Consider the following 24,929-nt stretch of genomic DNA (forward strand, 5'->3'; position numbering starts at 1 on the left):
GCTCCTACAGGGGCTTACATTCACCTGTAGGAGCTGCCGAAGGCTGCGATTTTTTCGTTTTTATCGGGAGTTTAGGTAAACGCATCCCCCTGTAGGAGCTGGCTTGCCAGCGAAGACAATCTAAAGATCACCGTAATATATGATTTTTTGAAAGGCCAAAATACTTCAATAGCTATGTCAGCTTGTTAGTTCGGGCTTAAAACAGCGCTCTTGAAACGTGAATCCTGGTACTTTTAACAGTTGTGTCGTTGTGTCGAAAACTCTAATTTGAATTCGATCCTGCTTGGCAGGCGTGATCACTAATGTGTGAAATTTCGATTTCAAGGAGTTGTCGCATGGAACAGCAGCAAAATCGTCATACCGGAATCATTGCGTCTTTTGAATTGGAGCATCCAGGTTGGCCAGTCATAACGCCAGCGGCGAAAGGAACGGTCCGATCCGCACTTGATAATAATCTATACGACCTTCGCGGAAGTGACTTCAAGGGCATGGAACATCTGTTACCCCTTGTAGGTTTGCGTATTTCTTTTGTTCTAGTCCGGTGGAATGACGGTAAAGTAACCGCGGGTGATATTCGACTGGAAGACCGTGGGAACGATGCCTGATTCAGGTATTACCATAAATCGTTGTGCCGGCTGCTCTCCAAGTGAGGGCAGTCAGCATTTCAATAATCATCTCCCCGCTCAGATATATCGCGTTCCACTCTCACTGCATCCAGATCCTGCCCCTCCGGAAACTTCCCCTTCAAATTCCACGCAAACGCAATAATCTCGGCAATCGTCAGATAAAGCTCCTGCGGAATACTGTCCCCCAACTCCATCCGCGCCAGCAGGCTCACCAGTTCGGAGTTCTCATAGATCGGCACTTCACAGTCGCGGGCGATGCGCAGGATTTCTTCGGCCAGTTCTTCGTCGCCCTTGGCGGTGAGGGTCGGGGCGTGGGTGCCGTCGTATTTGAGGGCGATGGCCTGGCGTGGGGCGTTGGGGTTTTTCATGCGTTTTCGTCGACCCAGCGTTGTTCGAGGCGGGTTTGTGGACCTTGGGGCGGTTTGCCGAGGTGGCAGTCGAGATCGCCGACGTTCAGGCCTGCCGCCAGCATGCGTTGGCGCAGGGCCGCCAGGTTGCTTTCGATCAGGCTGGCGGTGTAGGCGCGTTCGGCCCACAACTGGCTGCTGAGGCTGCCCTGGATCAGCTGTGCCTGAACCTGCAACGGGCCGAGCGGTTCCATGTCGAACGCCAGTTCGATGCGCCAGAGTTGTTGTTTGGGCGCGCGTTCTTCGGGGCGTTCCTTGGGTTGTTCTCTTTCGTGGGCCTCCTCGCGTTGGAACTTGATCTGCAACGGCACGATGTCCTGCAGGTTGCGCATCGGGATCTCCAATTGCCAGGTACTCATCAGCCGTCCGTCCGGGGTGACGCCGGTCTGCTCCAGGCTGGACAGCTGGTGACTTTGCAGGCGGGAAACCGCTGCGGCGGCCAGGCGCAGCAGGTGTTCCAGATCGTCTTCGCCTTCGGCGCCTTGCAATAGCCGTTCAGGCAACGGAAACCCGCTCGGCGACGGCTTTGCGTTGACCTGGCCGAGCATGCCCAAGGCATTGCGTACAAAACTCGGCATGGCCTGGGCCAGGGTGTTGCCGGCGATGATCGCGCTGAGGTGGGTGCCGGCTGGAAGCGCGGAGGACAATTGGCCGATCAGTTTGAGCAGGTCGCCTTTCATGTCCGGCGCCAGGTTCTGCCCGCCCAGCAGTTTTGCTTCGAGGAATGCGCCGCTGCTGGCCAGCGCCTGGGCCAGGCCTTTGGCGCTGCTCAATTGCTGCAGGTCGGGCAGGCCCGCAAGCAATCGGTCCACGGCCGCGCGCAGGTCGCCGGAGGTCTGGTCCGAGGCCGGCAGGTTTTGCAGCAGTTTGAGCAAGCCGTCCAGCGAGCCCTGGCGGCTTTGCTGGCTGAGCAGTTGCTGGGTCACGGCCAATTGTTCCTGGCGGCTGCTCAAGGGCACGAACTTCAAGGTCTGGGCGTCTTGCACCTGGGCGCTGAGCAAGGTGCCGATGCGCAACGGCTGCGCGCTGTCGATGCTCAGCGTGCTGCCGCTCAGCGCGGTGTTGAGCAGACTGACCATCGAGCGAAACACCGCGGGTTGCCCCGGCACTTGTGGCAGCACCTGAGAAGTCAGCACCTTACCCTGCACCAAGGTGCCGACCGGCATTTGCGCCGTGTCGAGGCGGGTGAGGGTGGCGACGCTGGCGGCGAGAGCTTGCTGTACGGTGACCGCCAGATTGCCCGCCGAAGGTTGGGTGACTGCGACGCTGGTGCCTTGGGCCAAGGGTTGGTTGCTGAGGGCCTGGAGCGTGGTCTGCCGGCCGCTTTCGAGGGTGAGCTTGAGCAGCAATTGAAACGCCTGGTCCGCCTGCTTGAGCGACAGCACTTCGGCCTTGGCGGTCTGGCCGGCGCTGATCAGGCCCTCCATAGGCGTCAGCAGCTTGAGCAGCTCGCCGTTGACCGCCTGCGGGCGTGCGGTCGCCGGGGCGGCCTGCGGTAGCGGGAGGATGTTCATTTCGCCTGTCATACGCGGTCACAACCTTGGGAAATTGCACGCTTGAGAGTAGGAAATGGCATGTATAATGCCGCTCCGTTGTATACAGATTGCGCTAAATTTCGCAGTTAATTGACGCAGCTCTCTCGTTCGGGGCGCCAATACCTTTATTCTGCATCTCTTTAACGGCTGCGCCAGCGCCGACTTGAACCGTATAAGGCCCGTGAACCCTTGACCAGTCCAGTCCTGCAAACCGTTGCCCTTGCCTGTGAGCGAGACCTTCGGCTGCTCTTCGAAAATCTCGATTTGAGAATGGCCAGTGGCGAAATGGTACAGATCAGTGGCCCCAATGGCAGTGGCAAGACCAGCCTGTTGCGCCTGTTGTCCGGCCTGATGCACCCGACTGCCGGTCAAGTGCTGCTCAACGGTCAACCGCTGAGCGAGCAACGCACCGAGCTTGCGCGCAATCTGTTGTGGATCGGTCATGCCGCCGGCATCAAGGACTTGCTGACCCCGCAAGAGAACCTGAGCTGGCTTTGCGCCCTGCATCAACCGGCGTCCCATGAGGCGATCTGGCAGGCCCTGGCGGCTGTCGGACTGCGGGGTTTCGAGGACGTGCCTTGCCACACCCTGTCCGCCGGTCAACAGCGCCGAGTGGCCCTGGCGCGGCTCTATCTGGACAGCCCGCCGCTGTGGATCCTCGATGAGCCGTTCACCGCCCTCGACAAGCAAGGCGTGGCGCAACTCGAAGAACACCTGGCTGCGCACTGCGAGCGCGGCGGCATGGTGGTGCTGACCACTCACCACACGCTGAGCCGGATGCCGGCGAGCTATCGCGATATTGATCTGGGGAACTGGGCCGTATGAGTGTTTTCGGCCTGTTGGTCGCCCGTGAGGCCCGTCTGCTGTTCCGCCGTCCCGCCGAACTGGCCAATCCGCTGGTGTTCTTTGCCATCGTCGTTTCGCTGTTCCCGCTGGCGGTCGGACCCGAGTCTCAATTGTTGCAAACCTTGTCGCCGGGACTCGTCTGGGTGGCGGCCCTTTTATCGGTCCTGCTCTCGCTGGACGGGCTCTTCCGCAGTGATTTCGAAGACGGATCGCTTGAACAGTGGGTCCTTTCGCCGCACCCCCTGGCTCTTCTGGTTTTGGCCAAGGTACTGGCACACTGGGCGTTTTCCGGCCTGGCACTGGTTTTGCTCGCGCCCTTGCTGGCGTTGATGCTCGGTTTGCCTGCCGCCTGTCTGCCGGTGTTGCTGCTTTCCTTATTGCTGGGTACACCGGTGCTGAGCCTGCTCGGTGCGGTGGGCGCGGCCTTGACGGTCGGTTTGAAGCGCGGTGGCCTGTTGTTGGCGTTGCTGATCCTGCCGTTGTACATCCCGGTGTTGATCCTTGGCAGTGGCGCCTTGCAGGCGGCCTTGCAGGGCATGCCGGCGACCGGTTATCTCTTGTGGCTTGGTAGCCTGACCGCCCTGGCGATAACCCTGACACCTTTTGCAATAGCTGCTGGCCTGAAGATCAGCGTCGGCGAATAATAATGAGGCCTGATCATTTTTTGATCACTTCTTTTGAAGAAAGGCAGGCCCTGGCTCTTCACAGTAAAGAGCAACCGTGACGGAAACAAAGTATGAACTGGACGTGGTTTCACAAGCTCGGCTCGCCCAAATGGTTTTACGGCATCAGCGGCAAAATGCTGCCATGGCTGAGCGTCGCGGCGTTGCTGCTGATCGGCATTGGCGTGGTCTGGGGCCTGGCCTTCGCGCCGCCGGACTACCAGCAGGGCAACAGCTTTCGCATCATCTATATCCACGTCCCGGCCGCCATGTTGGCCCAGTCCATCTACGTGATGCTGGCGGTGTGCGGCATCGTCGGGCTGGTGTGGAAAATGAAACTGGCCGACGTCGCCCTGCAAAGCGCAGCGCCCATCGGAGCCTGGATGACCGCCGTGGCGCTGGTCACCGGGGCGATCTGGGGCAAGCCGACCTGGGGCTCGTGGTGGGTCTGGGATGCACGCCTTACGTCCATGCTGATCCTGCTTTTCCTGTACTTCGGTCTTATTGCGCTGGGCAACGCCATCAGCAATCGTGACAGCGCGGCCAAGGCTTGCGCGGTGCTGGCGATTGTCGGCGTGATCAATATCCCGATCATCAAGTACTCGGTGGAGTGGTGGAACACCCTGCACCAGGGCGCAACCTTTACCCTCACGGAAAAACCGGCGATGCCCGCCGAGATGTGGCTGCCCTTGCTGCTGACGGCGCTGGGTTTCTACTGTTTCTTCGGTGCGGTGTTACTGCTGCGCATGCGCCTTGAAGTGCTCAAGCGCGAAGCCCGGGCCAGCTGGGTCAAGGCCGAAGTGGAAAACAGCCTGGAGGTCGCTCGATGAGTTTTGCTTCATTCGGCGATTTCCTCGCCATGGGCCATCACGGCCTGTATGTATGGTCGGCCTACGGCATCTGCCTGGCGGTGCTGGCCCTCAACGTGGCGGCGCCGATCCTGGCCCGCAAGCGGTATCTGCAACAAGAGGCGCGTCGTCTGCGCCGGGAGAACGGCAAGTGAATCCGCTGCGTAAAAAGCGTCTCATCATTATTCTGGCGATCCTGGTCGGGGTCGGCGCCGCGGTGGGCCTGGCCCTGAGCGCCCTGCAGCAGAACATCAACCTGTTTTATACACCGACCCAGATCGCCAATGGCGAAGCCCCAAAGGACACGCGCATCCGCGCCGGCGGCATGGTCGAAGCGGGTTCCCTGCAGCGCTCCGGCGACTCGCTGGACGTGAAGTTCGTCGTTACCGACTTCAACAAATCCGTGACCATCGCTTATCGCGGCATCCTCCCTGACCTGTTCCGCGAAGGGCAGGGCATCGTCGCCCTGGGCAAGCTCAATGCCGACGGCGTGGTGGTGGCCGATGAAGTGCTGGCCAAGCACGATGAAAAGTACATGCCGCCGGAAGTGACCAAGGCGTTGAAAGACAGTGGTCAATCCGCTCCAACGCCCGCTAAGGAGGGTTGATCCATGACTTCCGGCATCTTTATTCCTGAGTTGGGCCACCTGGCCATGATTCTGGCGCTGTGTTTCGCCCTGGTCCAGGCCGTGGTGCCATTGGTCGGTGCCTGGCGCGGTGATCGCCTGTGGATGAGCCTGGCCCAACCGGCCGCATGGGGCCAGTTCGCGTTCCTGCTGTTCGCCTTCGGTTGCCTGACCTACGCGTTCATGGCAGACGATTTCTCCGTCGCCTATGTCGCCAGCAACTCCAACAGCGCCTTGCCCTGGTACTACAAGTTCAGCGCCGTGTGGGGCGCGCACGAAGGTTCGTTACTGCTCTGGGCGTTGATCCTCGGCGCCTGGACGTTTGCCGTGTCGGTGTTCTCCCGGCAGCTGCCGCAGGTGATGCTGGCGCGGGTGCTGGCGGTGATGGGCATGATCAGCACCGGTTTCCTGCTGTTCCTGATCCTCACCTCTAACCCGTTCAAGCGCATCCTGCCGCAAATCCCCAGCGATGGCGCCGACCTCAATCCGTTGCTGCAGGATATCGGCCTGATCGTTCACCCACCGATGCTGTACATGGGTTACGTCGGTTTCTCGGTGGCGTTCGCCTTCGCCATCGCCGCGTTGATGGGCGGTCGGCTGGATGCCGCGTGGGCGCGTTGGTCGCGTCCATGGACCATCGTCGCCTGGGCCTTCCTCGGCATCGGCATCACCCTGGGCTCGTGGTGGGCCTACTACGAACTCGGCTGGGGCGGCTGGTGGTTCTGGGACCCGGTGGAAAACGCCTCGTTCATGCCATGGCTGGTGGGCACCGCGCTGATTCACTCGTTGGCGGTCACGGAAAAACGTGGCGTGTTCAAGAGCTGGACCGTGTTGCTGGCCATTGCCGCCTTTTCGTTGAGCCTGCTGGGCACCTTCCTCGTGCGTTCCGGCGTGCTGACCTCGGTGCATGCCTTTGCCTCGGACCCCGAGCGCGGCGTGTTCATCCTGATCTTCCTGCTGTTCGTGGTCGGCGGTTCGCTGACGCTGTTCGCCTTGCGTGCACCGGTGGTCAAGAGCCAGGTCGGCTTCAACCTCTGGTCCCGGGAAACCCTGTTGCTGGGCAACAACCTGGTGCTGGTGGTGGCGGCTTCGATGATACTGCTGGGCACCTTGTATCCGTTGATCCTGGATGCCATGACCGGTGCCAAACTGTCGGTCGGCCCGCCGTACTTCAACGCGCTGTTTATTCCATTAATGGCCTTGTTGATGCTGGTGATGGCGGTCGGCGTGATCGTGCGCTGGAAAGACACCCCGGTGAAATGGCTGCTGGGCATGCTCACCCCGGTACTGCTCGGCAGCGCCGCGCTGGCGGTGGTGGCGGGCGTCGCCTACGGCGATTTCAACTGGGCGGTGCTGGCGACCTTCATGCTCGCGGCCTGGGTGTTGCTGGCCGGTGCGCGTGACATTGTCGACAAGACTCGCCACAAAGGCCTGATCAAAGGCCTGCCGACCCTGACCCGCAGCTACTGGGGCATGCAGGTTGCCCACCTGGGCATCGCCGTCTGCGCCCTCGGCGTGGTGTTGTCGAGCCAGAACAGTGCCGAGCGCGACCTGCGCCTGGCACCGGGGGAATCCATGGCCCTGGGCGGTTACCAGTTCGTGTTCGAAGGCGCCAAACATTTCGAAGGCCCGAACTTCACCTCCGACAAGGGCACCGTACGGGTGATCAGGGACGGCAAGGAAGTCAGCGTGCTTCACCCGGAAAAACGCCTCTACACGGTACAGAACTCGGTGATGACTGAAGCCGGGATCGACGCCGGTTTCACCCGTGACCTCTACGTCGCCCTGGGCGAGCCCCTGGGGGATGGCGCCTGGGCGGTGCGCGTACACGTCAAGCCGTTCGTGCGCTGGATCTGGTTCGGTGGCTTGCTCACCGGGCTGGGCGGGTTGCTGGCAGCGATGGACCGGCGTTATCGGGTCAAGGTGAAAGCCCGTGTGCGTGAAGCGCTGGGCATGACGGGAGCTACTGCATGAGACGTTGGTTGATGCTGTTACCACTGGCGATTTTTCTGGTGGTGGCGGTTTTCCTGTATCGCGGTCTGTACCTCGACCCGGCCGAGTTGCCCTCGGCGATGATCGGCAAACCGTTCCCGGAGTTTTCCCTGCCAGCGGTGCAGGGCGACAAGACCCTGACCCGCGCCGACATCCTCGGCAAGCCGGCACTGGTCAACGTCTGGGGCACCTGGTGCATTTCCTGCCGGGTCGAGCACCCGGTGTTGAACAAACTGGCCGAGAAGGGCGTGGTGATCTACGGCATCAACTACAAGGACGTCAACGCCGATGCCTTGAAGTGGCTGACGGAGTTCCACAACCCGTATCAACTGGACATCCGCGACGATGCCGGCACCCTGGGCCTGAACCTCGGCGTGTACGGCGCCCCGGAAACCTTCTTCATCGACGCCAAGGGCATCATCCGCGACAAGTTCGTCGGCGTGATCGACGAGCAGGTCTGGCGCGAAAAACTGGCGGCCAAGTATCAGGCGCTGGTTGATGAGGCCAAGCCATGAAACGCTTTTTAGCCGCCGTGGTATTGGGTTTGAGCCTGGCCGGCGTAGCCCACGCCGCCATCGACACCTACGAGTTCGCCAAGGAAGGTGATCGCGAGCGTTTTCGCGAATTGACCAAGGAGTTGCGTTGCCCCAAGTGCCAGAACCAGGACATCGCCGACTCCAATGCGCCGATCGCCGCCGACCTGCGCAAAGAGATTTTCCGCATGTTGGGCGAGGGCAAGGACAACCAGCAGATCATCGACTTCATGGTCGATCGCTACGGTGATTTCGTCCGCTACAAACCGGCCCTGAACGCCAAGACCGCGCTGCTCTGGTTCGGTCCCGCCGGCCTGTTGCTGGGTGGTTTCGTGGTCATCGCGGTGATCGTCCGTCGTCGTCGCGCGCAACGCGCCGAGACGCCGGGCTCGCTTTCTGCCGAGGAGCGCGAGCGCCTCGACCAACTGTTGGATAAAAACCAAGAATGATTGATTTCTGGCTCGCTGCAGGTCTGCTCCTTCTGGTGGCCCTGAGTTTTCTGCTGATCCCCGTTCTGCGTAGTCGTCGCGCCCAGCTCGAAGAGGATCGTACTGCCCTGAACGTGGCGCTGTATCAGGAGCGCGTGGCTGAGTTGCAGGTTCAGCAGGCGGAGGGCGTTCTCGATGCCGCGCAAATGGACGCCGGTCGCGCCGAAGCCGCCCGTGAATTGCTCGCCGACACCGAGGGCGTTGCCGCGCCGCGGGTGTCGCGCCTGGGCAAACCGGCGCCGTTGCTGGCAGCGATTCTGGTCCCGGTGCTGGGCCTGGGCCTGTACCTGCATTTCGGTGCCAGCGACAAGGTCGAGCTGACCCGGGAATTCTCCCAGGCGCCGCAGTCGATGGAAGAGATGACCCAACGTCTGGAGCGCGCAGTCGCGGCGCAGCCGGATTCCGCCGAAGCCCTGTACTTCCTCGGTCGCACCTACATGACCCAGGATCGTCCGGGTGACGCGGCGAAGGTCTTCGAGCGCACCGTCAATCTCGCCGGGCGTCAGCCTGAACTGCTTGGGCAATGGGCGCAGGCCCAGTACTTCGCCGATGGCAAAAAGTGGTCGGACAAGGTCCAGGCCCTGACCGACGAAGCGCTGAAAGCCGATCCGAAGGAAGTCACCAGCCTTGGCCTGCTGGGCATCGCCGCCTTCGAAGGCCAGCGTTACCAGGAAGCGATCGATTACTGGAATCGCCTGCTGGAACAACTGCCGCCGGAGGATCAATCCCGTGTCGCGCTGCAGGGCGGTATTGCCCGCGCCAGCGAGAAACTGGTGGCCAGCGGTGGCAAAGTGGCCGAGGCGCCAACGGCCAAGCCGGCAGCGCTGCTCAAGGTCCGGGTGGACCTGGCGCCCGACTTGAAAACCAAGGTGCAGCCGGGCGACAGCGTGTTCATCTTCGCCCGCGCCACCTCGGGCCCACCGGCGCCGTTGGCGGCCAAGCGCCTGACCGTGGCTGACCTGCCGGCCACCGTGGAACTGGGCGATGGCGATGCAATGATGCCGCAGTTGAAACTGTCGAACTTCCCTGAAGTCCAACTGGTTGCGCGCATCTCCCGTGCCGGCCAACCGACGGCAGGCGAGTGGATCGGTCGCAGCCAGCCCCTGGCCAGCAGCACCACCGCGCCGCAACAACTGACCATCGACAGCCCGGATAAATAAGCCCGGATAAATAACAGGAAACGCCACCATGACCGCCATTGCTCGTATCACCCTGCTCAGCGTTGTTTTGGGGCTGAGCGCTTGTGCGGTCCAACGGCCACCCGAGCAGACGACCCCGCCACCGATCCCGCCGTCGCAGCCGAGTACCAAGCCGGCGCCGACGACGGTGCCGAGCAAGCCGACCACGCCGGCCAAACCGGCCAAGCCGTTGCCGCGCACCTCCGCGAGCTTTGCGCCGCCACCGGGGGGTAACAGTCATTGGGATCCGAAACTGGGTGTGTACGTGCTCGACGGTCAACCGAACACGTTCTATCGCCAGCGCACCTATTACCGTTGGGATAACGGCTGGAGCCGCTCGATCAGCCCCAACGGGCCGTGGGAAGAGACGGACATCCAGGGCGTGCCGGGTGGTTTGGGACGGCAGTTCGGGCAGTAACGCAAAAGGCGACCTTCGGGGTCGCCTTATTTGTGGGGCTGAATCTGTTCTTGCAAGCAAAGTCAAAAGATCGCAGCCTGCGGCAGCTCAAGGATTAAGCCCGGCCACACTATTGGCGGCACACCCGTTCAATGGTGATGGACCACTCGCCGGGCCAGCGCCAGATCGTGCAGGGATCCAGGTACCGTGAGTGCTTCATGGCCACCGGGCTCTCTGATCGCGACAAGAAAACTAACCGGTGGTCCAGCAAGTAGGGCGACTAGCGAAGAGGGTGATTGGATGTCAGGTAGATTGATCTATCTCATCGGGCCTTCGGGCTCGGGCAAGGACAGCCTGCTCGATGCCGCGCGAACACGTTTGGCCGAGCGAGGCTGCCGTATCGTGCGGCGGGTCATTACGCGATCGGCGGAAGCCGTTGGCGAAGCGGCGTTGGGCGTCAGTCCGGAGCAGTTCATAGAGATGGAGGCCCAGGGCGCGTTTGCCCTGAGCTGGCACGCCAATGGCCTGACCTATGGCATTCCACGTGAAGTCGACGACTGGCTGGCTGCCGGGCAGGACGTGCTGGTGAACGGCTCGCGGGGGCACCTGCACGATACTCGCGAGCATTATCCGAACGTGGTGGCGGTGTTGCTGACTGTGGACGAGGCTGTGTTGCGCCAGCGCTTGCTGGCGCGGGGTCGTGAGTCCGTGGCCGAGATCGACCAGCGCCTGGCGCGCAATGCCCGTTTCAGTGAGCGCCTGCTGGCCGATGATCCATCAGTGCACGTGCTCGACAACTCCGGGTCACTGGAGCGCACCGTCGAGCGACTATTGGCCTGCCTCGACGAGCCCGGCGCATGCGCCTGACCGGGATGCGTGACAACCACGCTCCGGTCAAAGCAGGCGCTGGCAAAACCTGCGATCCTTTGAGCTGGTCCTGGATCTCCTCAGCTCTCCCTGCGTAACAACCCCTGCACATATTCCCCCAGCGCGCGCATTGGCGCTGGCCAGTTTCCGGTGGGAACCCATCCGTCTGTCATCACACTCCGCAACACAACCAAACGTCGCACCTTGGATTTTTGTGCTTGAGTAAATATAACTCTAGGGTTATTTTTATCGAGCCGAAGCAAGGAGGCTGGTGGTGCAGAGCAGGCTATTGATCAAGGAGTTGATGGAGGCGGGTTGGACCCTGGACCGGGTTACTGGCAGTCATCACATCTTCACCCACCGTTACAACCCGTACACCATTCCCGTCCCCCATCCGAAAAAGGATCTGCCGCTCGGGACGGTCAAGAGCATCAGGAGGCGAGCCGGGCTGTTCTGCCCGCCAGCCAGTTACGCAGGAGATCCATAATGCAATATCCAATCTGTATCGAATGGGGCGATGAGAACACCGCCATCGGTATCCAGATCCCCGATATTCCAGGTGCGGTAACCGCCGGGGATAGCTTTGAAGAGGCCTACAACGCCGCTGTCGAAATTGCCCACATCATGCTGCAAGAGCTGGCGGCGGATGGCGAATCGGTTCCGATGCCGACTTCGGCGACGCTGCATCGCAGCAATCCTGAGTTCGCCGACATGGGCTGGGGCATGCTGGAGCTGGACATCTCGCCATACCTGGGCAAGACCGAGAAGGTCAACGTGACGTTGCCCGGCTATGTGATCCAGCGCATTGACCGTTATGTGCGCGAGCACAATGTCAAAAGCCGTTCGTCGTTCTTGGCGGATGCGGCGATGGAGAAGCTGGTTCGTAATTGACAGTTACATCGCCTTGGCGGGCAAACCGACTTGCCCGCCTGGCGCATGAGTCGTTATGCCGTCGCCAGCGAAGCCTTCTGTGAAACACTGAGGAACCGCAACAACGCCACCAGGGGAAACGCACTGCCCACGATCACGATCCACAACCAGCCACCGTGCTCATACACCGCACTGGCCACGGATGAGCCAAACGCGCCGCCGATGAAGATGCTGGTCATGTACAAGGCATTCAGGCGGCTGCGGCTCTTGGCGTCCAGGGCATAGACCGCGCGTTGACCGAGGACCATGTTCATTTGCACGCAGAAGTCCAGGACCACGCCGGTCACTGCCAGGCCGATCACGCTGTAGGCCGGGTGGATGAAGGCGGGCAGAAAGCTCAGGCTGGCGAACAGCAGGGCCAGCAATGACGCACTGCGGGTATGCCCGGCGTCGGCCAGGCGTCCGGCGATAGGCGCGGCAATGGCGCCGATGGCGCCGACCAGGGCAAAAATCGCGATCTGGCTTTGCGACAGGCCATGATTGCGCGCCAGTTCCAGCGGCACGGCGGTCCAGAACAGGCTGAAGGTGGCGAACATGCAGCCTTGGTAAAACGCCCGTTGGCGCAACACCGGTTGTTGGCGCAGCAGCGTCCAGAGCGAACCCAGCAACTGGCCATAGGACGCGCTGTGGTCAGGCTGGCGCTTGGGGATGGTCAGCGCCAGCACGATGCTGATCGCGGCCATCAATAGCGCGGCAATGACAAACATTGCCCGCCAACCGAAATGATCGGCCACCACGCTGGACACCGGTCGCGCCAGCAAAATCCCCAGCAACAAGCCACCCATGATCCCGCCGACCACGCGGCCGCGAGATTCTTCCGGCGCGAGGTGCGCGGCCAGTGGAATCAGGATCTGCACCGACACCGAGCTGAAACCCACCAGCAGCGAAATCAGCAAAAACACGTTCGGCTGATCGGTGAACGCCGCGCCCAGCAGGCTGGCAATCGCCACCAGGGTGGTGATGATCATCAGCCGGCGGTTTTCCAGCAGGTCACCCAGGGGTACGAGGAAAAACAGGCCCAGGGCATAGCCGATCTGGGTCAGCGACACGATCAGGCTGGCCATGGTGCTGGTCAGGCCGATGTCCGGTGCGATCAGCCCAATGATTGGCTGCGCATAGTAGATGTTGGCGACGATCGCACCGCAGCAGAAGGCGAACAGCAGCACCATGCCTCGGGTCATTGTCGCGGTGCCGTGGGGCACCTGAGTCGCTGGGGTCATAACGTGTCTCGTTGAACAGAAGGGAATGCGCGCAGGCTAAAGGCTTGACCGCAACGGTGGAAGAGAGTTTGGACTGATAGTAATCATGCCATGGCGTAATGATTGCCAGCGGTTGACCGACCATCCGAAGAAACACCCGCTTTGCCCTGACAGCTAGAATCTACAGGGGGATCACTTCAACGTGTCCTTACAAAGCGGGAGTATCACGATGAAAATCGTATCTTCGCTAGCGTTGGTGGTAGCGGTTGGGTCGATCTTCGGGTGCTCGACAGTACCTGACAGCCAGGTCACCACCGTTCCCCTGAACGCTACTTCCATCAATGCCGGGAACATCGCCCGGCCCATCATGATGTCCGACGGTAAAGCAACGGTGTTCTGGTTCGCGGTCAGTGGCGAAAGCATGGGAAGTGCTTTGCCGGGCCGTCTGGAGGCCTATATCTATTCGGGAAGCTGCGCGAGCCTGGGTGCGAAACCGGCCTATGACATGAACGACGGTCCGAATGCGCGGTTCTATTCGCAGGCGTCGCACCAGTATTTCTGGAAGAGTGCGCCGGTCGCCGTGGAAACGCTGCGAGCGGGCGGTTATGCCCTGGTCGTGCGTGAAAGCCCGGCCGATGGTCACCAGGCTATTTTCTGCGGCAACCTGAGCTAGCGCCACACCCCTGTAGGAGCTGCCGCAGGCTGCGATCTTTTGACTTTTATTTTTCAAGATCAAAAGATCGCAGCCTGCGGCAGCTCCTACAGGGGATTGTGGTTACTGGGCGTAAATCTGGTCGAAAACCCCACCATCATTGAAGTGGGTTTTCTGCACGGTGCGCCAGTCACCGAAGGTTTTCTCCACCGACAGGAAGTCCACTTTCGGGAAGCGGTCGGTGTACTTGGCCAGTACGGCCGGGTCACGTGGACGCAGGTAGTTGGCGGCAGCGATTTCCTGGCCTTCAGGCGACCACAGGTACTTCAGGTATTCCTCGGCGGCGGCGCGGGTGCCTTTCTTGTCGACGGTTTTGTCGACCACCGACACCGGTGGCTCGGCTTCGGCGGAGACGCTTGGGTAGACCACTTCGAACTGATCGCGGCCAAACTCACGGGCGATCATTTCCGCTTCGTTTTCGAAGGTCACCAGCACGTCGCCGATCTGGTTGGTCATGAAGGTCGTCGTGGCGGCGCGGCCACCGGTATCGAGCACCGGCGCTTGCTTGAACAGCTTGCCGACGAAGTCCTTGGCCTTGTTCTCGTCGCCGCCGTTTTTCAGTACATAGCCCCAGGCCGACAGGTAGGTGTAGCGGCCGTTACCCGAGGTTTTCGGGTTTGGCACGATGACCTGCACGCCGTCCTTGAGCAGGTCGGGCCAGTCCTTCAGGGCTTTCGGGTTGCCTTTGCGGACGATGAATACGGTGGCCGAGGTGAACGGCGCGCTGTTGTTCGGCAGGCGGGTTACCCAGTTGTCCGGGACCAGTTTGCCGTTATCGGCCAGGGCGTTGATGTCGGTGGCCATATTCATGGTGATCACGTCAGCGGGCAGGCCATCGATGACCGAACGCGCCTGTTTGCTGGAGCCACCGAAGGACATCTGCAGGGTGATGTTTTCGTTGTGTTCGGCTTGCCAGTGTTTCTGGAACGCAGTGTTGTAGTCCTTGTAGAAATCGCGCATCACGTCGTAGGAAACGTTGAGCAGGGTCGGTGCGGCGTGTGCCATGCTGGACAGTGCCAGGCCAGCGGCCAGAAGGGAGGCGCCAAAGAGTTTTTTCACTGCGAATTCCTTGTTCGAGAAGATGTTTTTATAAAAAACAGGCAATTTGCCAGCGACTATAGCCGGGCTCGCATAGTCGTTTAAAGATTAAAAAGCTCTTTGCTTATTCTGTTTTCTTGAACAAGGCATTGCCGCAGCGAGAGCAGAACGCGGCGCCGTGTTCATGGCTGTTTTTCTTGCACACCGGGCAGTCAGTTTGCAACTGTTCGCCACGCATGGCATTGGCCAGTTCGGCGGTGAAAATACCGGTCGGCACGGCGATGATCGAGTAACCGGTGATCATCACCAGCGAGGAAATCACCTGGCCCAAAGGCGTCTTCGGCACGATGTCGCCAAAGCCCACGGTGGTCAGCGTCACGATCGCCCAATAGATGCCCTTGGGAATGCTGGTGAAGCCGTGTTCCGGGCCTTCGATCACGTACATCAAGGTGCCGAACACCGTCACCAGGGTGCAGACACTCACCAGGAACACGACGATTTTCTGCTTGCTGCCGCGCAGGGCGGACATCAGGTAGTTGGCTTGCTTCAGGTAAGGGCTCAACTTGAGCACGCGGAAAATCCGCAGCATCCGGATGATCCGGATAATCAACAGGTACTGCGCATCGGCGTAATACAGCGCGAGGATGCCGGGTACGATCGCCAGCAGATCCACCAGGCCGTAAAAGCTGAAGGCGTAGCGCAGGGGCTTGGGCGAACAGTACAGGCGCAGGCCATATTCGATGGCGAAAATGACGGTGAAACCCCACTCGATATACGCCAGCACGTCGGCGTAGTTGCGGTGAACGGTGTCGATGCTGTCGAGCATCACGATCACCAGGCTGGCGAGGATGATCAACAGCAGAATGCCGTCGAAGCGCCGACCCGCCTTGGTGTCGCTCTGGAAAATCATGACGTAGAGGTCTTCACGCCAGTTTTTGCTGCTGTCCATGGATAACGCCTGACTCAATGATCAGCGCAGCCTAGGTTGATTCTCCCCAGGAGCGCAAGACGCACTGGCGCCCCGCGCTTTGCCGAGCACTTGAGCCGCCGTACGGATCAGCCAGCCGGCGAGGATGAATGGCGCAGTCAGCGTGGGCAGGCCGATAGCGGAAAACATCGGCGTCAGCAGCAGCGCTGCGGCGATACCGAGCAGTGGCAGCCACGGCTGCTGGCGCTGCGTGCTGAAGGCGAGGGCGGCGAGCACGGCGTTATAGCCACCCAGGCCCAGCAGTGCGGTGTAGAAGTCGTGGTTCAGCAGGCTCCAGCCCATGCCCGCAACAGACGCCAGCAACGCCCAGCAGAAGGCGCGACGATCGGCGATCAGCAAACCGGCGGCAATCATTGCCCCGGCCAGCGGATGACCGAGGAACATCACCTGACCGAGGCCCTTGAGCGGGGCGGCGAGCATGTTCAGTGTGCTGACCTCGATCAAATGCGCCTCGGTCGAGGGCGTGGCGAAACACAACAGTACCCAGCTCAACACGACGAATGGCGTGGTGTACGCGGGGAGGTATTGGCTGAACCGCACGCGTTTGAGCCATTGTTGAGTGATCATCGCACTCAGGCCGCCGGCGGCCAGAATCAGCGGTGGCATCATCGCCGACCAGGGGAAGTACAGGCTCAGCAGCAGGCCGAGCAACACGCCGTTGTAGCTGAACAGCCCGGCCTGACGATCAGCCTTGGCATAGTTGCGACGTTGCGCGGTGAGCAATCCGGCGACACCGCCGAGCAACGCTCCGCCGAGCAGGGCCGGGGCGGTGAACAGGATGGCCGACAGGATCAGCAAGCCGCACAGCGGATTGCGTTGGAGGAATATCTGGCTGAAGCCGTTGAGCAAGGCTTCGGCCCAGTCGGGGCAGTGGGTGTTGAAGTGGTTGGCAGGCATTTTAATTCTGTGAGTCAAAGGGACCGAGTCGCCTACATCGCCAGCAGGCTGGCTCCCACACCCAATGTGGGAGCCAGCCTGCTGGCGATGAGGCCGGTATGGGCGCTCTAGATCAACGTCTCGATACGCAAGGAGTTAGTCGACCCCGGCTGCCCAAACGGCACACCCGCCGTGATCAATAACGTATCGCCACGCTGCGCCATGCCCTGGGCCTGGGCAATTTCCAGGGCCGTCGAGCACACTTCGTCCACCTGGCGCAGGCGATCGTTGACCACCGAGTGCACGCCCCACGCCACGGTCAGGCGACGAGCGGTTTGCAGGTTCGGCGTCAGGTTGAGGATTGGCACCGTCGGCCGTTCACGGGCAGCGCGCAGGCTCGAGGTGCCTGATTCGCTGTAGTTGACCAGCACCGCCACCGGCAACACATTGCTGATACGGCGAATCGCGCAGCTGATCGCATCGTTGACCGTCGCTTCGGCTTTCGGTCGGCTGACGTCCAGCTGGTTTTGATAGTCCGGGCCGTTTTCCACCTGGCGGATGATCTTGCTCATCATCTGCACGGCTTCCAGCGGGTACTCGCCGGACGCGGTTTCCGCCGACAGCATCACCGCGTCGGCCCCTTCGGCCACCGCATTGGCGACATCGGTGACTTCCGCGCGGGTTGGCGCCGGGGAGAAGCGCATCGATTCGAGCATCTGCGTCGCCACCACCACCGGCTTGCCCAGCTCGCGGCAGGTGCTGATGATGTTCTTCTGGATCTGCGGCACGCTTTCGGCCGGCACTTCCACGCCCAGGTCACCGCGGGCGACCATGATCGCGTCGCTCAATTCGGCGATTTCGCGCAATTGCGTGACTGCCGACGGCTTCTCGATCTTGGCCATCAGGAACGCCTTGTCGCCGATCAGCGCGCGGGCTTCGATGATGTCCTCCGGACGCTGGACGAACGACAGCGCCACCCAGTCCACCCCCAGTTCCAGGCCGAAGCTCAGGTCGCGGCGATCCTTGGCGGTCAGCGGGCTCAGGTCGAGCACCGCTTGCGGCACGTTCACGCCCTTGCGGTCCGACAGTTCGCCGCCGTTGAGCACGGTGGTGTCGATGGCGTCGGCGTACTTGGTGACCACCCGCAGGCGCAGCTTGCCGTCGTCCAGCAGCAGGTCCATGCCTGGCTCCAGCGCCGCGATGATTTCCGGGTGCGGCAGGTTGACCCGGCGTTCATCGCCCGGCGTGGTATCGAGGTCCAGACGCAAGGCCTGGCCGCGAAACAGTTGTACCTTGCCCTCGGCAAATTTGCCGACCCGCAGTTTCGGACCTTGCAGGTCCATCAGGATGCCCAACGGATAATTCAGCTGGCGCTCCACTTCACGGATCCACTGATAGCGCTTGGCGTGGTCGGCGTGATCGCCGTGGCTGAAGTTCAGGCGAAAGATGTTCACACCGGCCTGCACCAGTTCACGAATGTCTTCGATCCCGTCGGTGGCAGGGCCGAGGGTGGCGAGGATCTTGACCTTTTTATCAGGCGTCATGTTTTGGGCTCTCAAGGATCAGAATGGCGCGGAAGTCGTTGACGTTGGTGCGGGTCGGCTCGGTGACGATCAGCGCGTCCAGCGCCGCGAAATAGCCGTAGCCATTGTTGTTGTCCAACTCGTCGCTGGCGCTCAAGCCGAGGGCGGCGGCGCGGGCATGACTGTCTGGGGTCATGATGGCCCCGGCGTTGTCTTCGGAACCGTCGATGCCGTCGGTGTCGCCGACCAGCGCATAGACACCGGGCAAGCCCTTGAGGCTGTCGGTCAGGCTCAGCAGGAACTCGGCGTTGCGCCCGCCACGGCCGTTGCCGCGAACGGTGACCGTGGTTTCGCCGCCAGAGAGAATCACGCAGGGCGCGGCCAGCGGTTGACCGTGCTGGACAATCTGCCGGGCGATACCGGCGTGGACTTTCGCCACTTCCCGGGACTCACCCTCCAGGTCACCCAGGATCAACGGGCTGTAACCGGCTTGACGGCATTTGACCGCCGCGGCTTCCAGGGATTGCTGGGGACGGGCGATCAGCTGGAAGTGGCTGCGGGCCAGGCTCGGATCGCCGGGTTTGACCGTTTCCGATTCAGCGCTTTGCAGCCAGTTGCGCACGGAGGCCGGCACGTCGATGTTGTAACGCTTGAGGATCGCCAGCGCTTCGGCCGAGGTGCTCGGGTCGGCCACGGTGGGGCCGGAGGCGATGACCGTGGCGAGGTCGCCCGGCACATCGGAAATCGCATAGGTATAGACAGTGGCTGGCCAGCAGGCCTTGCCGAGGCGGCCGCCCTTGATCGCCGAGAGGTGCTTGCGCACGCAGTTCATCTCGCCAATGGTGGCGCCGGATTTGAGCAGGGCTTTGTTGATCGCTTGCTTGTCGGCCAGGGTGATGCCGGCAGCGGGCAGGGCGAGCAACGCCGAACCACCGCCCGACAGCAGGAAGATGACGCGGTCGGTTTCAGTCAGGTTGCTGACCAGTTCGAATACACGCTTGGCCACCGCTTGGCCGGCTGCGTCCGGAACCGGGTGAGCGGCTTCGACCACTTCGATTTTTTCGCACGGAGCGCCGTGACCGTAACGTGTCACCACCAGACCGGACACTTCACCCTGCCAGCAGCGCTCGACCACCTGGGCCATGGCGGCCGCGGCTTTGCCGGCGCCAATGACGATCACCCGACCGCTACGGTCGGCAGGCAGATGGGCTTCGAGGACTTGCTGCGGATGGGCCGCGTCGATAGCTGTGGCGAACAGCTCGCGCAGGAATTGTTGCGGATCGACCGACATGGCGGGCTCCCGGAATTCTTGTTATTGGGATTGGAGCGGATCCTTGTGGGAGCCAGCCTGCTGGCGATTCAGGCGCCGGGGTCTATCAGACACACCGTGTTGATTTCATCGCCAGCAGGCTGGCTCCCACAAGTTCATGCAGGGCTTAGTTCTTGTCGCGAATCGAGAAATTCGCCATGTGTTCCAGGCCCTTGATCAGCGCCGAGTGGTCCCAGTTGCTGCCACCGATGGCCGCGCAGGTGCTGAACACTTGCTGGGCGTTGGCGGTATTCGGCAGGTTGATGTTCAGTTCCTTGGCGCCTTGCAGGGCCAGGTTCAGGTCCTTCTGGTGCAGGCTGATGCGGAAGCCCGGATCGAAGGTGCCCTTGATCATGCGCTCGCCGTGCACTTCGAGGATCTTCGACGAAGCGAAACCGCCCATCAGCGCTTCACGCACCTTGGCTGGATCGGCACCGTTCTTGGCCGCGAACAGCAGGGCTTCGGCCACCGCCTGGATGTTCAGCGCAACGATGATCTGGTTCGCCACTTTGGCGGTCTGACCGTCGCCGTTGCCACCGACCAGGGTGATGTTCTTGCCCATGGCCTGGAACAGCGGCAGCGCGCGTTCGAAGGCATCGGCATCGCCACCGACCATGATGCTCAGGGTCGCGGCCTTGGCGCCGACTTCACCGCCGGACACTGGCGCGTCGAGGTACTGGGCGCCTTTTTCATTGATCTTGGCGGCGAAGGCCTTGGTGGCGGTCGGCGAGATCGAGCTCATGTCGATTACCACCTTGCCTTTGCCGATCCCTGCAGCCACGCCGTCGGCACGGAACAGCACGTCATCGACCTGCGGGGTATCCGGGACCATGACGATGATGAATTCGGCTTCCTGGGCGACTTCTTTCGGGTTCGCCAGGGCGACGGCGCCGGCGGCGACCAGGTCGGCGGGGGCGGCGTCGTGATGCGCGGACAGGAACAGGCTGTGACCGGCTTTTTGCAGGTTCGCCGCCATTGGGTGGCCCATGATGCCGGTGCCGATAAATCCGATTTTAGCCATGAGAAAATCCTCTTGTTTTTGTTGCTGCTTCAAACAAATTGGGAACTGCTTTTGTAGGAGCCGGCTTGCCGGCGAAGGCTGCTGGATGACTAGCGCAAGGCCCAAGGGCGCCTTCGCTGGCAAGCCAGCTCCTACAAGGGATCTGTGTCAGATTGCGTTATGGGTTTTCAACCAGCCCAGGCCCGCTTCCGTGGTGGTCAGCGGCTTGTATTCGCAACCGACCCAACCCTGGTACCCGATGCGGTCCAGGTGTTCGAACAGGAAGCGGTAGTTGATTTCGCCGGTGCCCGGTTCGTTACGCCCCGGGTTGTCCGCGAGCTGCACATGGTTGATCTCGCCCAGGTGCGATTGCAGGGTGCGAGCCAGGTCGCCTTCCATGATTTGCATGTGGTAGATGTCGTATTGCAGGAACAGGTTGGCGCTGCCGACCTGCTCGCGAATCGACAGGGCTTGCGCCGTGTTGTTCAGGTAGAAACCCGGGATGTCGCGGGTGTTGATCGCTTCCATCACCAGTTTGATGCCTGCCGCTTGCAGCTTGTCGGCCGCGTACTTGAGGTTGGCGACAAAGGTTTTTTCCACGGTGGCATCGTCGACGCCTTGTGGGCGGATACCGGCCAGGCAGTTGATCTGGGTGTTGCCCAGCACTTGTGCGTAGGCAATCGCCAGGTCGACACCGGCGCGGAACTCTTCAACGCGGTCCGGCAGGCAGGCGATACCGCGCTCACCCTTGGCCCAGTCGCCGGCCGGCAGGTTGAACAGCACTTGGGTCAGACCGTTGGCGTCGAGCTTGGCCTTGATTTCGGCGGAGCTGAAGTCGTAGGGGAACAGGTACTCGACACCACTGAAGCCGGCCTTGGCGGCCGCTTCGAAACGGGCGAGAAAGTCCTGTTCGGTGAACAGCATGGACAGGTTGGCTGCGAAACGCGGCATGGTGGTCTCCCGTAAATGTGTGCAGAACCCCTGTGGGAGCCAGCCTGCTGGCGATGGAGGGACAGTCAACATCAATGTTGAATGTGCCGGCCTCATCGCGAGCAGGCTCGCTCCCACAGGGAGAGCGGTCAGCTATTAATCGAGCAACGAAATCGCCGTCGGCGCATCGTTGCCGACCAGCGCCAGGTCTTCGAATTCGTTGACGGCGTTGATCTCGGTGCCCATGGAAATGTTGGTCACGCGCTCCAGGATAATCTCGACGATCACCGGCACCTTGAACTCTTCGATCAGCTCCTGGGCCTTGCGCAGGGCAGGCTGGATCTGAGCCGGTTCGAACACACGCAGCGCCTTGCAACCCAGGCCTTCGGCAACCGCGACGTGGTCGACACCGTAACCGTTGAGCTCCGGCGCGTTCAGGTTGTCGAACGACAGCTGTACGCAGTAATCCATGTCGAAACCGCGCTGCGCCTGACGGATCAGGCCCAGGTACGAGTTGTTCACCACCACATGGATGTACGGCAGCTTGAACTGCGCGCCCACCGCCAATTCCTCGATCATGAACTGGAAGTCATAGTCCCCCGACAGGGCCACGACTTTACGGTTCGGATCAGCCTTGACCACGCCCAGCGCCGCTGGAATGGTCCAGCCCAGAGGGCCTGCCTGGCCGCAGTTGATCCAGTGACGCGGCTTGTAAACGTGCAGGAACTGCGCGCCGGCAATCTGCGACAGACCGATGGTGCTGACGTAGCAGGTGTCCTTGCCGAACACCTGGTTCATTTCTTCATAGACGCGCTGCGGCTTGACCGGCACGTTGTCGAAGTGGGTCTTGCGCTGCAGGCTGGCCTTGCGCTGTTGGCAGTCTTGCAGCCAGGCGCTGCGGTTTTTCAGCTTGCCGGCGGCTTGCCATTCGCGAGCGACTTCGATGAAAACGGTCAGCGCGGCGGCGGCGTCGGAGACGATGCCCAGGTCCGGGGTGAACACGCGGCCGATCTGAGTGCCTTCGATGTCGACGTGAATGAACTTGCGGCCTTCTGTGTACACATCCACCGAACCGGTGTGACGGTTGGCCCAACGGTTACCGATGCCCAGCACCACGTCGGATTTCAACATGGTGGCGTTGCCGTAGCGGTGCGACGTCTGCAAGCCGACCATGCCGACCATCAGCGGGTGATCGTCCGGGATGGTGCCCCAGCCCATCAGGGTCGGGATGACCGGGATACCTGTCAGCTCGGCGAATTCAACCAGCAGATCGCTGGCGTCGGCATTGATGATGCCGCCACCGGCTACCAGCAGTGGACGCTCAGCCTGATCGAGCAGGGCCAGAGCCTTCTCGACTTGAACGCGGGTAGCGGTCGGCTTGGCCAGAGGCAGCGGCTGGTAAGCATCGATGTCGAACTCGATTTCGGCCATCTGCACGTCGAACGGCAGGTCGATCAGCACCGGGCCTGGGCGGCCGGAGCGCATCTCGAAGAAAGCTTTCTGGAACGCGTAAGGCACCTGGCCCGGTTCGAGAACAGTGGTCGCCCACTTGGTCACTGGCTTGACGATGCTGGTGATATCGACAGCCTGGAAGTCTTCCTTGTGCATACGGGCGCGGGGTGCCTGGCCGGTAATGCAGAGGATTGGAATCGAGTCGGCCGAGGCGCTGTAGAGCCCGGTGACCATGTCGGTACCGGCGGGGCCGGAAGTGCCGATGCACACGCCGATGTTGCCGGCCTTGGTGCGGGTGTAGCCCTCGGCCATGTGCGAGGCGCCTTCAACGTGGCGAGCGAGTACGTGATCGATGCCGCCGACCTTTTGCAGGGCGGAGTACAGCGGGTTGATGGCGGCACCGGGGATGCCAAAAGCGGTATCAACCCCTTCACGGCGCATCACCAGAACGGCGGCTTCGATTGCTCTCATTTTGCTCATGGTTTTGTGCCTCTTTACGTTTTGTAATTGTATACAAGTGGCTTTGCGCAGAGTGTATTCACGGCGGACGGCGCAGGTCAATCCATTTTCTCAAGCGGTTGTTTCATTCGTCGGAAGCCCGCTCTACTGTGGCTTTTCGTCGCATGTGGCGCTTTTCGAGAATTATTGTATACAAAAAAATAATTCATTGTGTTCTATTTGTTGCATCGGACTGCGGCACATCGAAGCAGTCCACCGCCTTTCCAAAAACAAAATGAGGACGGCACCATGAGCGCTTTAACCTTGAAAGTCGCAGTCAACCTGGTCAACGAAGCCATCAGCGCAGGGCGGGCCATCTCCGCGGCGCCACTGACCATCGCGGTACTGGATGCCGGCGGGCACCTGATCACCCTGCAACGCGAAGACGGCGCCAGCCTGCTGCGCCCGCACGTCGCCATCGGCAAAGCCTGGGGCGCCATCGCGCTGGGCAAAGGCTCACGCCTGCTGGCACTGGACGCCCAGCAACGCCCGGCGTTCATCGCGGCATTGAATAGCCTGGGGCAGGGCAGCGTCGTGCCCGCACCGGGTGGTGTGCTGGTGCGGGATCAGGACGGGAACGTGCTGGGGGCGGTGGGGATCAGCGGGGATCTGTCGGATGTTGATGAGCAGTGTGCAATCAATGCGATCGAGGCGCTGGGGTTGAGGGCGGATGCTGGGGTGGTGGCTTGATCTTTTGCATTTGAGATGACGCCATCGCCAGCAGGCTGGCTCCCACAGGGGATTATCTGAGTGTCAGAGATCAAACTGTGGGAGCCAGCCTGCTGGCGATGACTGACTTACAGACACATCCAGCTAACTGTCTGCCCCGCGCATTGGGAATATCAGGACTAGCCTTGCTCATGAATTCATCATGCAAGGGGCAAAGGAATGCCTGATCTACCCGCTTCAAATCGCTTGCGTATCGGCCGATATGCCGAATCCAGCCGCATTTACCTGTTGACTATCAACACTCGCGACCGAGAACCGATATTCAAAGACTTCTTCTTGGGGAGAGGGGTGGTTAATCAATTTCGCTGCGCTCAGGATCAAGGCTTTGCCAATTCACTGGCCTGGGTTGTCATGCCCGATCACTTTCATTGGTTGATCGAATTGCGGCAGGGGTCGTTGGGTGGACTGGTGCAAAGGACTAAATCCTTGACCACCAAGGCAGTGAAGCAGTCTACCGGTCGAACCACCTGTCTCTGGCAGAGAGGGTTTCATGATCGGGCGCTGCGGCGGGAGGAGGATTTAGTGAAAATGGCTCGATATGTAGTAGCTAACCCGCTGCGGGCTGGACTGGTAGAGAAGCTTGGCGACTATCCGTTGTGGGATGCTATCTGGGTTTGATCCAAAACGGAGTTGTCCCCATCGCCAGCAGGCTGGCTCCCACAGGGGTTTACCTGAGTGTCAGAGATCAACTGTGGGAGCCAGCAGGGGTTTAGCTGAGCGTCAGAGATCAACTGTGGGAGC

General features: G+C 61.2%; 28 protein-coding genes. 17 read left to right on the plus strand and 11 right to left on the minus strand.

Going from position 1 to position 24,929, the window contains the following annotated elements; genetic code table 11:
* Positions 1 to 335: 335 nt before the first annotated feature.
* Complete coding sequence (locus SOP95_RS28300; protein ID WP_323609080.1) at positions 336 to 605, plus strand: hypothetical protein; 270 nt, start codon at positions 336 to 338, stop codon at positions 603 to 605.
* A 59-nt stretch (positions 606 to 664) separates the two neighbouring features.
* On the opposite strand, the gene SOP95_RS28305 is transcribed toward SOP95_RS28300, so the two are convergent.
* Both SOP95_RS28305 and fliK read right to left on the minus strand, forming a co-directional pair.
* Complete coding sequence (locus tag SOP95_RS28305) at positions 665 to 994, minus strand: EscU/YscU/HrcU family type III secretion system export apparatus switch protein (protein WP_323609082.1); 330 nt, start codon at positions 992 to 994, stop codon at positions 665 to 667.
* Positions 991 to 2,559 (minus strand): flagellar hook-length control protein FliK, encoded by a 1,569-nt coding sequence (gene fliK / locus SOP95_RS28310; protein WP_323609083.1) that lies wholly within the window; start codon positions 2,557 to 2,559, stop codon positions 991 to 993. The genes SOP95_RS28305 and fliK overlap by 4 nt, the downstream gene beginning before the upstream one ends.
* Positions 2,560 to 2,757: 198 nt before the next feature.
* Here fliK and ccmA point away from each other — a divergent pair, with 198 nt between their 5' ends.
* From ccmA to SOP95_RS28375, 13 genes are all read left to right on the plus strand, one after another.
* On the plus strand, positions 2,758 to 3,393 hold the full coding sequence (ccmA, locus tag SOP95_RS28315; protein ID WP_323609084.1) for a cytochrome c biogenesis heme-transporting ATPase CcmA: 636 nt from the start codon (positions 2,758 to 2,760) through the stop codon (positions 3,391 to 3,393).
* Positions 3,390 to 4,058: a heme exporter protein CcmB gene (gene ccmB, locus SOP95_RS28320; RefSeq protein WP_007980754.1), complete on the plus strand. Its 669-nt coding sequence runs from the start codon at positions 3,390 to 3,392 to the stop codon at positions 4,056 to 4,058. The genes ccmA and ccmB overlap by 4 nt, the downstream gene beginning before the upstream one ends.
* 92 nt (positions 4,059 to 4,150) lie before the next feature.
* The gene (locus tag SOP95_RS28325; protein ID WP_274074872.1) at positions 4,151 to 4,906 is read left to right on the plus strand and encodes a heme ABC transporter permease; all 756 of its coding nucleotides are present in this window, start codon (positions 4,151 to 4,153) and stop codon (positions 4,904 to 4,906) included.
* A complete protein-coding gene (ccmD, locus tag SOP95_RS28330; RefSeq protein WP_008055370.1) occupies positions 4,903 to 5,079 on the plus strand; it encodes a heme exporter protein CcmD in 177 nt (58 codons plus the stop codon). The genes SOP95_RS28325 and ccmD overlap by 4 nt, the downstream gene beginning before the upstream one ends.
* A complete protein-coding gene (gene ccmE / locus SOP95_RS28335; protein ID WP_274074873.1) occupies positions 5,076 to 5,531 on the plus strand; it encodes a cytochrome c maturation protein CcmE in 456 nt (151 codons plus the stop codon). Before ccmD ends, ccmE begins: the two co-directional genes overlap by 4 nt.
* Before the next feature lie 3 nt (positions 5,532 to 5,534).
* On the plus strand, positions 5,535 to 7,523 hold the full coding sequence (locus tag SOP95_RS28340; protein WP_274074874.1) for a heme lyase CcmF/NrfE family subunit: 1,989 nt from the start codon (positions 5,535 to 5,537) through the stop codon (positions 7,521 to 7,523).
* Positions 7,520 to 8,056, plus strand: coding sequence for a DsbE family thiol:disulfide interchange protein (locus SOP95_RS28345; protein ID WP_274074875.1), 537 nt, complete (start codon positions 7,520 to 7,522; stop codon positions 8,054 to 8,056). Before SOP95_RS28340 ends, SOP95_RS28345 begins: the two co-directional genes overlap by 4 nt.
* A complete protein-coding gene (locus SOP95_RS28350; RefSeq protein WP_274074876.1) occupies positions 8,053 to 8,523 on the plus strand; it encodes a cytochrome c-type biogenesis protein in 471 nt (156 codons plus the stop codon). Before SOP95_RS28345 ends, SOP95_RS28350 begins: the two co-directional genes overlap by 4 nt.
* Positions 8,520 to 9,722, plus strand: a complete 1,203-nt coding sequence (gene ccmI, locus SOP95_RS28355) for a c-type cytochrome biogenesis protein CcmI (RefSeq protein WP_274074877.1) — start codon at positions 8,520 to 8,522, stop codon at positions 9,720 to 9,722. Before SOP95_RS28350 ends, ccmI begins: the two co-directional genes overlap by 4 nt.
* Positions 9,723 to 9,750: 28 nt before the next feature.
* On the plus strand, positions 9,751 to 10,158 hold the full coding sequence (locus SOP95_RS28360; protein WP_323609085.1) for a hypothetical protein: 408 nt from the start codon (positions 9,751 to 9,753) through the stop codon (positions 10,156 to 10,158).
* 279 nt (positions 10,159 to 10,437) lie between these two features.
* Positions 10,438 to 11,004, plus strand: a complete 567-nt coding sequence (gene phnN, locus SOP95_RS28365; protein ID WP_323609086.1) for a phosphonate metabolism protein/1,5-bisphosphokinase (PRPP-forming) PhnN — start codon at positions 10,438 to 10,440, stop codon at positions 11,002 to 11,004.
* 274 nt (positions 11,005 to 11,278) lie between these two features.
* Entirely contained in the window at positions 11,279 to 11,491 is a 213-nt protein-coding gene (locus SOP95_RS28370) for a type II toxin-antitoxin system HicA family toxin (RefSeq protein ID WP_323609087.1), read from the plus strand.
* Positions 11,491 to 11,895: a type II toxin-antitoxin system HicB family antitoxin gene (locus SOP95_RS28375; RefSeq protein ID WP_323609088.1), complete on the plus strand. Its 405-nt coding sequence runs from the start codon at positions 11,491 to 11,493 to the stop codon at positions 11,893 to 11,895. Before SOP95_RS28370 ends, SOP95_RS28375 begins: the two co-directional genes overlap by 1 nt.
* 53 nt (positions 11,896 to 11,948) lie before the next feature.
* Here the strand turns inward: SOP95_RS28375 and SOP95_RS28380 are convergent, their stop codons facing one another.
* Complete coding sequence (locus tag SOP95_RS28380) at positions 11,949 to 13,154, minus strand: MFS transporter (protein WP_274074880.1); 1,206 nt, start codon at positions 13,152 to 13,154, stop codon at positions 11,949 to 11,951.
* Between the two features lie 208 nt (positions 13,155 to 13,362).
* Between SOP95_RS28380 and SOP95_RS28385 the strand changes: the two genes are divergently transcribed.
* Complete coding sequence (locus SOP95_RS28385) at positions 13,363 to 13,806, plus strand: hypothetical protein (protein WP_323609089.1); 444 nt, start codon at positions 13,363 to 13,365, stop codon at positions 13,804 to 13,806.
* A 102-nt stretch (positions 13,807 to 13,908) separates the two neighbouring features.
* Here the strand turns inward: SOP95_RS28385 and SOP95_RS28390 are convergent, their stop codons facing one another.
* The 8 genes from SOP95_RS28390 to gcl all read right to left on the minus strand — a co-directional run bounded on the left by SOP95_RS28390 (position 13,909) and on the right by gcl (position 23,441).
* A complete protein-coding gene (locus SOP95_RS28390) occupies positions 13,909 to 14,904 on the minus strand; it encodes a sulfate ABC transporter substrate-binding protein (RefSeq protein ID WP_323609090.1) in 996 nt (331 codons plus the stop codon).
* A 103-nt stretch (positions 14,905 to 15,007) separates the two neighbouring features.
* Positions 15,008 to 15,832, minus strand: coding sequence for an ion transporter (locus SOP95_RS28395; RefSeq protein WP_323609091.1), 825 nt, complete (start codon positions 15,830 to 15,832; stop codon positions 15,008 to 15,010).
* Positions 15,833 to 15,853: 21 nt separating this feature from the next.
* A complete protein-coding gene (locus tag SOP95_RS28400; RefSeq protein ID WP_323609092.1) occupies positions 15,854 to 16,768 on the minus strand; it encodes an urea transporter in 915 nt (304 codons plus the stop codon).
* A gap of 107 nt (positions 16,769 to 16,875) precedes the next feature.
* The gene (gene pyk / locus SOP95_RS28405; RefSeq protein WP_323609093.1) at positions 16,876 to 18,291 is read right to left on the minus strand and encodes a pyruvate kinase; all 1,416 of its coding nucleotides are present in this window, start codon (positions 18,289 to 18,291) and stop codon (positions 16,876 to 16,878) included.
* On the minus strand, positions 18,281 to 19,561 hold the full coding sequence (locus tag SOP95_RS28410) for a glycerate kinase type-2 family protein (RefSeq protein WP_323609094.1): 1,281 nt from the start codon (positions 19,559 to 19,561) through the stop codon (positions 18,281 to 18,283). Before SOP95_RS28410 ends, pyk begins: the two co-directional genes overlap by 11 nt.
* Positions 19,562 to 19,706: 145 nt before the next feature.
* Positions 19,707 to 20,600, minus strand: coding sequence for a 2-hydroxy-3-oxopropionate reductase (locus SOP95_RS28415; RefSeq protein ID WP_274074887.1), 894 nt, complete (start codon positions 20,598 to 20,600; stop codon positions 19,707 to 19,709).
* Between the two features lie 147 nt (positions 20,601 to 20,747).
* A complete protein-coding gene (gene hyi / locus SOP95_RS28420; protein ID WP_323609095.1) occupies positions 20,748 to 21,530 on the minus strand; it encodes a hydroxypyruvate isomerase in 783 nt (260 codons plus the stop codon).
* 135 nt (positions 21,531 to 21,665) lie between these two features.
* On the minus strand, positions 21,666 to 23,441 hold the full coding sequence (gene gcl, locus SOP95_RS28425) for a glyoxylate carboligase (RefSeq protein WP_046819365.1): 1,776 nt from the start codon (positions 23,439 to 23,441) through the stop codon (positions 21,666 to 21,668).
* A gap of 267 nt (positions 23,442 to 23,708) precedes the next feature.
* On the opposite strand from gcl, the gene SOP95_RS28430 reads away from it, so the two are divergent.
* Both SOP95_RS28430 and SOP95_RS28435 read left to right on the plus strand, forming a co-directional pair.
* Positions 23,709 to 24,149 (plus strand): GlcG/HbpS family heme-binding protein, encoded by a 441-nt coding sequence (locus SOP95_RS28430; protein ID WP_077184045.1) that lies wholly within the window; start codon positions 23,709 to 23,711, stop codon positions 24,147 to 24,149.
* Positions 24,150 to 24,347: 198 nt separating this feature from the next.
* The gene (locus tag SOP95_RS28435) at positions 24,348 to 24,806 is read left to right on the plus strand and encodes an REP-associated tyrosine transposase (RefSeq protein ID WP_323609096.1); all 459 of its coding nucleotides are present in this window, start codon (positions 24,348 to 24,350) and stop codon (positions 24,804 to 24,806) included.
* Positions 24,807 to 24,929: the final 123 nt, after the last annotated feature.

Source organism: Pseudomonas sp. YuFO8, from assembly GCF_035065025.1.
In the GTDB taxonomy this organism is placed as follows: Bacteria; Pseudomonadota; Gammaproteobacteria; order Pseudomonadales; family Pseudomonadaceae; genus Aquipseudomonas; species Aquipseudomonas putida_AE.

What these genes read in the sequence shown, in the direction of transcription:
- SOP95_RS28305 (WP_323609082.1), bottom strand. Translation starts at nt 994, where the DNA reads ATGAAAAACCCCAACGCCCCACGCCAGGCCATCGCCCTCAAATACGAC.
- ccmD (WP_008055370.1), top strand. Translation starts at nt 4,903, where the DNA reads ATGAGTTTTGCTTCATTCGGCGATTTCCTCGCCATGGGCCATCACGGC.
- SOP95_RS28345 (WP_274074875.1), top strand. Translation starts at nt 7,520, where the DNA reads ATGAGACGTTGGTTGATGCTGTTACCACTGGCGATTTTTCTGGTGGTG.
- ccmI (WP_274074877.1), top strand. Translation starts at nt 8,520, where the DNA reads ATGATTGATTTCTGGCTCGCTGCAGGTCTGCTCCTTCTGGTGGCCCTG.
- SOP95_RS28410 (WP_323609094.1), bottom strand. Translation starts at nt 19,561, where the DNA reads ATGTCGGTCGATCCGCAACAATTCCTGCGCGAGCTGTTCGCCACAGCT.
- SOP95_RS28415 (WP_274074887.1), bottom strand. Translation starts at nt 20,600, where the DNA reads ATGGCTAAAATCGGATTTATCGGCACCGGCATCATGGGCCACCCAATG.
- SOP95_RS28340 (WP_274074874.1), top strand. Translation starts at nt 5,535, where the DNA reads ATGACTTCCGGCATCTTTATTCCTGAGTTGGGCCACCTGGCCATGATT.
- fliK (WP_323609083.1), bottom strand. Translation starts at nt 2,559, where the DNA reads ATGACAGGCGAAATGAACATCCTCCCGCTACCGCAGGCCGCCCCGGCG.
- SOP95_RS28375 (WP_323609088.1), top strand. Translation starts at nt 11,491, where the DNA reads ATGCAATATCCAATCTGTATCGAATGGGGCGATGAGAACACCGCCATC.
- SOP95_RS28360 (WP_323609085.1), top strand. Translation starts at nt 9,751, where the DNA reads ATGACCGCCATTGCTCGTATCACCCTGCTCAGCGTTGTTTTGGGGCTG.
- phnN (WP_323609086.1), top strand. Translation starts at nt 10,438, where the DNA reads ATGTCAGGTAGATTGATCTATCTCATCGGGCCTTCGGGCTCGGGCAAG.
- hyi (WP_323609095.1), bottom strand. Translation starts at nt 21,530, where the DNA reads ATGCCGCGTTTCGCAGCCAACCTGTCCATGCTGTTCACCGAACAGGAC.
- ccmB (WP_007980754.1), top strand. Translation starts at nt 3,390, where the DNA reads ATGAGTGTTTTCGGCCTGTTGGTCGCCCGTGAGGCCCGTCTGCTGTTC.
- gcl (WP_046819365.1), bottom strand. Translation starts at nt 23,441, where the DNA reads ATGAGCAAAATGAGAGCAATCGAAGCCGCCGTTCTGGTGATGCGCCGT.
- SOP95_RS28430 (WP_077184045.1), top strand. Translation starts at nt 23,709, where the DNA reads ATGAGCGCTTTAACCTTGAAAGTCGCAGTCAACCTGGTCAACGAAGCC.
- pyk (WP_323609093.1), bottom strand. Translation starts at nt 18,291, where the DNA reads ATGACGCCTGATAAAAAGGTCAAGATCCTCGCCACCCTCGGCCCTGCC.
- SOP95_RS28300 (WP_323609080.1), top strand. Translation starts at nt 336, where the DNA reads ATGGAACAGCAGCAAAATCGTCATACCGGAATCATTGCGTCTTTTGAA.
- SOP95_RS28325 (WP_274074872.1), top strand. Translation starts at nt 4,151, where the DNA reads ATGAACTGGACGTGGTTTCACAAGCTCGGCTCGCCCAAATGGTTTTAC.
- SOP95_RS28400 (WP_323609092.1), bottom strand. Translation starts at nt 16,768, where the DNA reads ATGCCTGCCAACCACTTCAACACCCACTGCCCCGACTGGGCCGAAGCC.
- SOP95_RS28380 (WP_274074880.1), bottom strand. Translation starts at nt 13,154, where the DNA reads ATGACCCCAGCGACTCAGGTGCCCCACGGCACCGCGACAATGACCCGA.
- SOP95_RS28395 (WP_323609091.1), bottom strand. Translation starts at nt 15,832, where the DNA reads ATGGACAGCAGCAAAAACTGGCGTGAAGACCTCTACGTCATGATTTTC.
- SOP95_RS28350 (WP_274074876.1), top strand. Translation starts at nt 8,053, where the DNA reads ATGAAACGCTTTTTAGCCGCCGTGGTATTGGGTTTGAGCCTGGCCGGC.
- SOP95_RS28385 (WP_323609089.1), top strand. Translation starts at nt 13,363, where the DNA reads ATGAAAATCGTATCTTCGCTAGCGTTGGTGGTAGCGGTTGGGTCGATC.
- SOP95_RS28435 (WP_323609096.1), top strand. Translation starts at nt 24,348, where the DNA reads ATGCCTGATCTACCCGCTTCAAATCGCTTGCGTATCGGCCGATATGCC.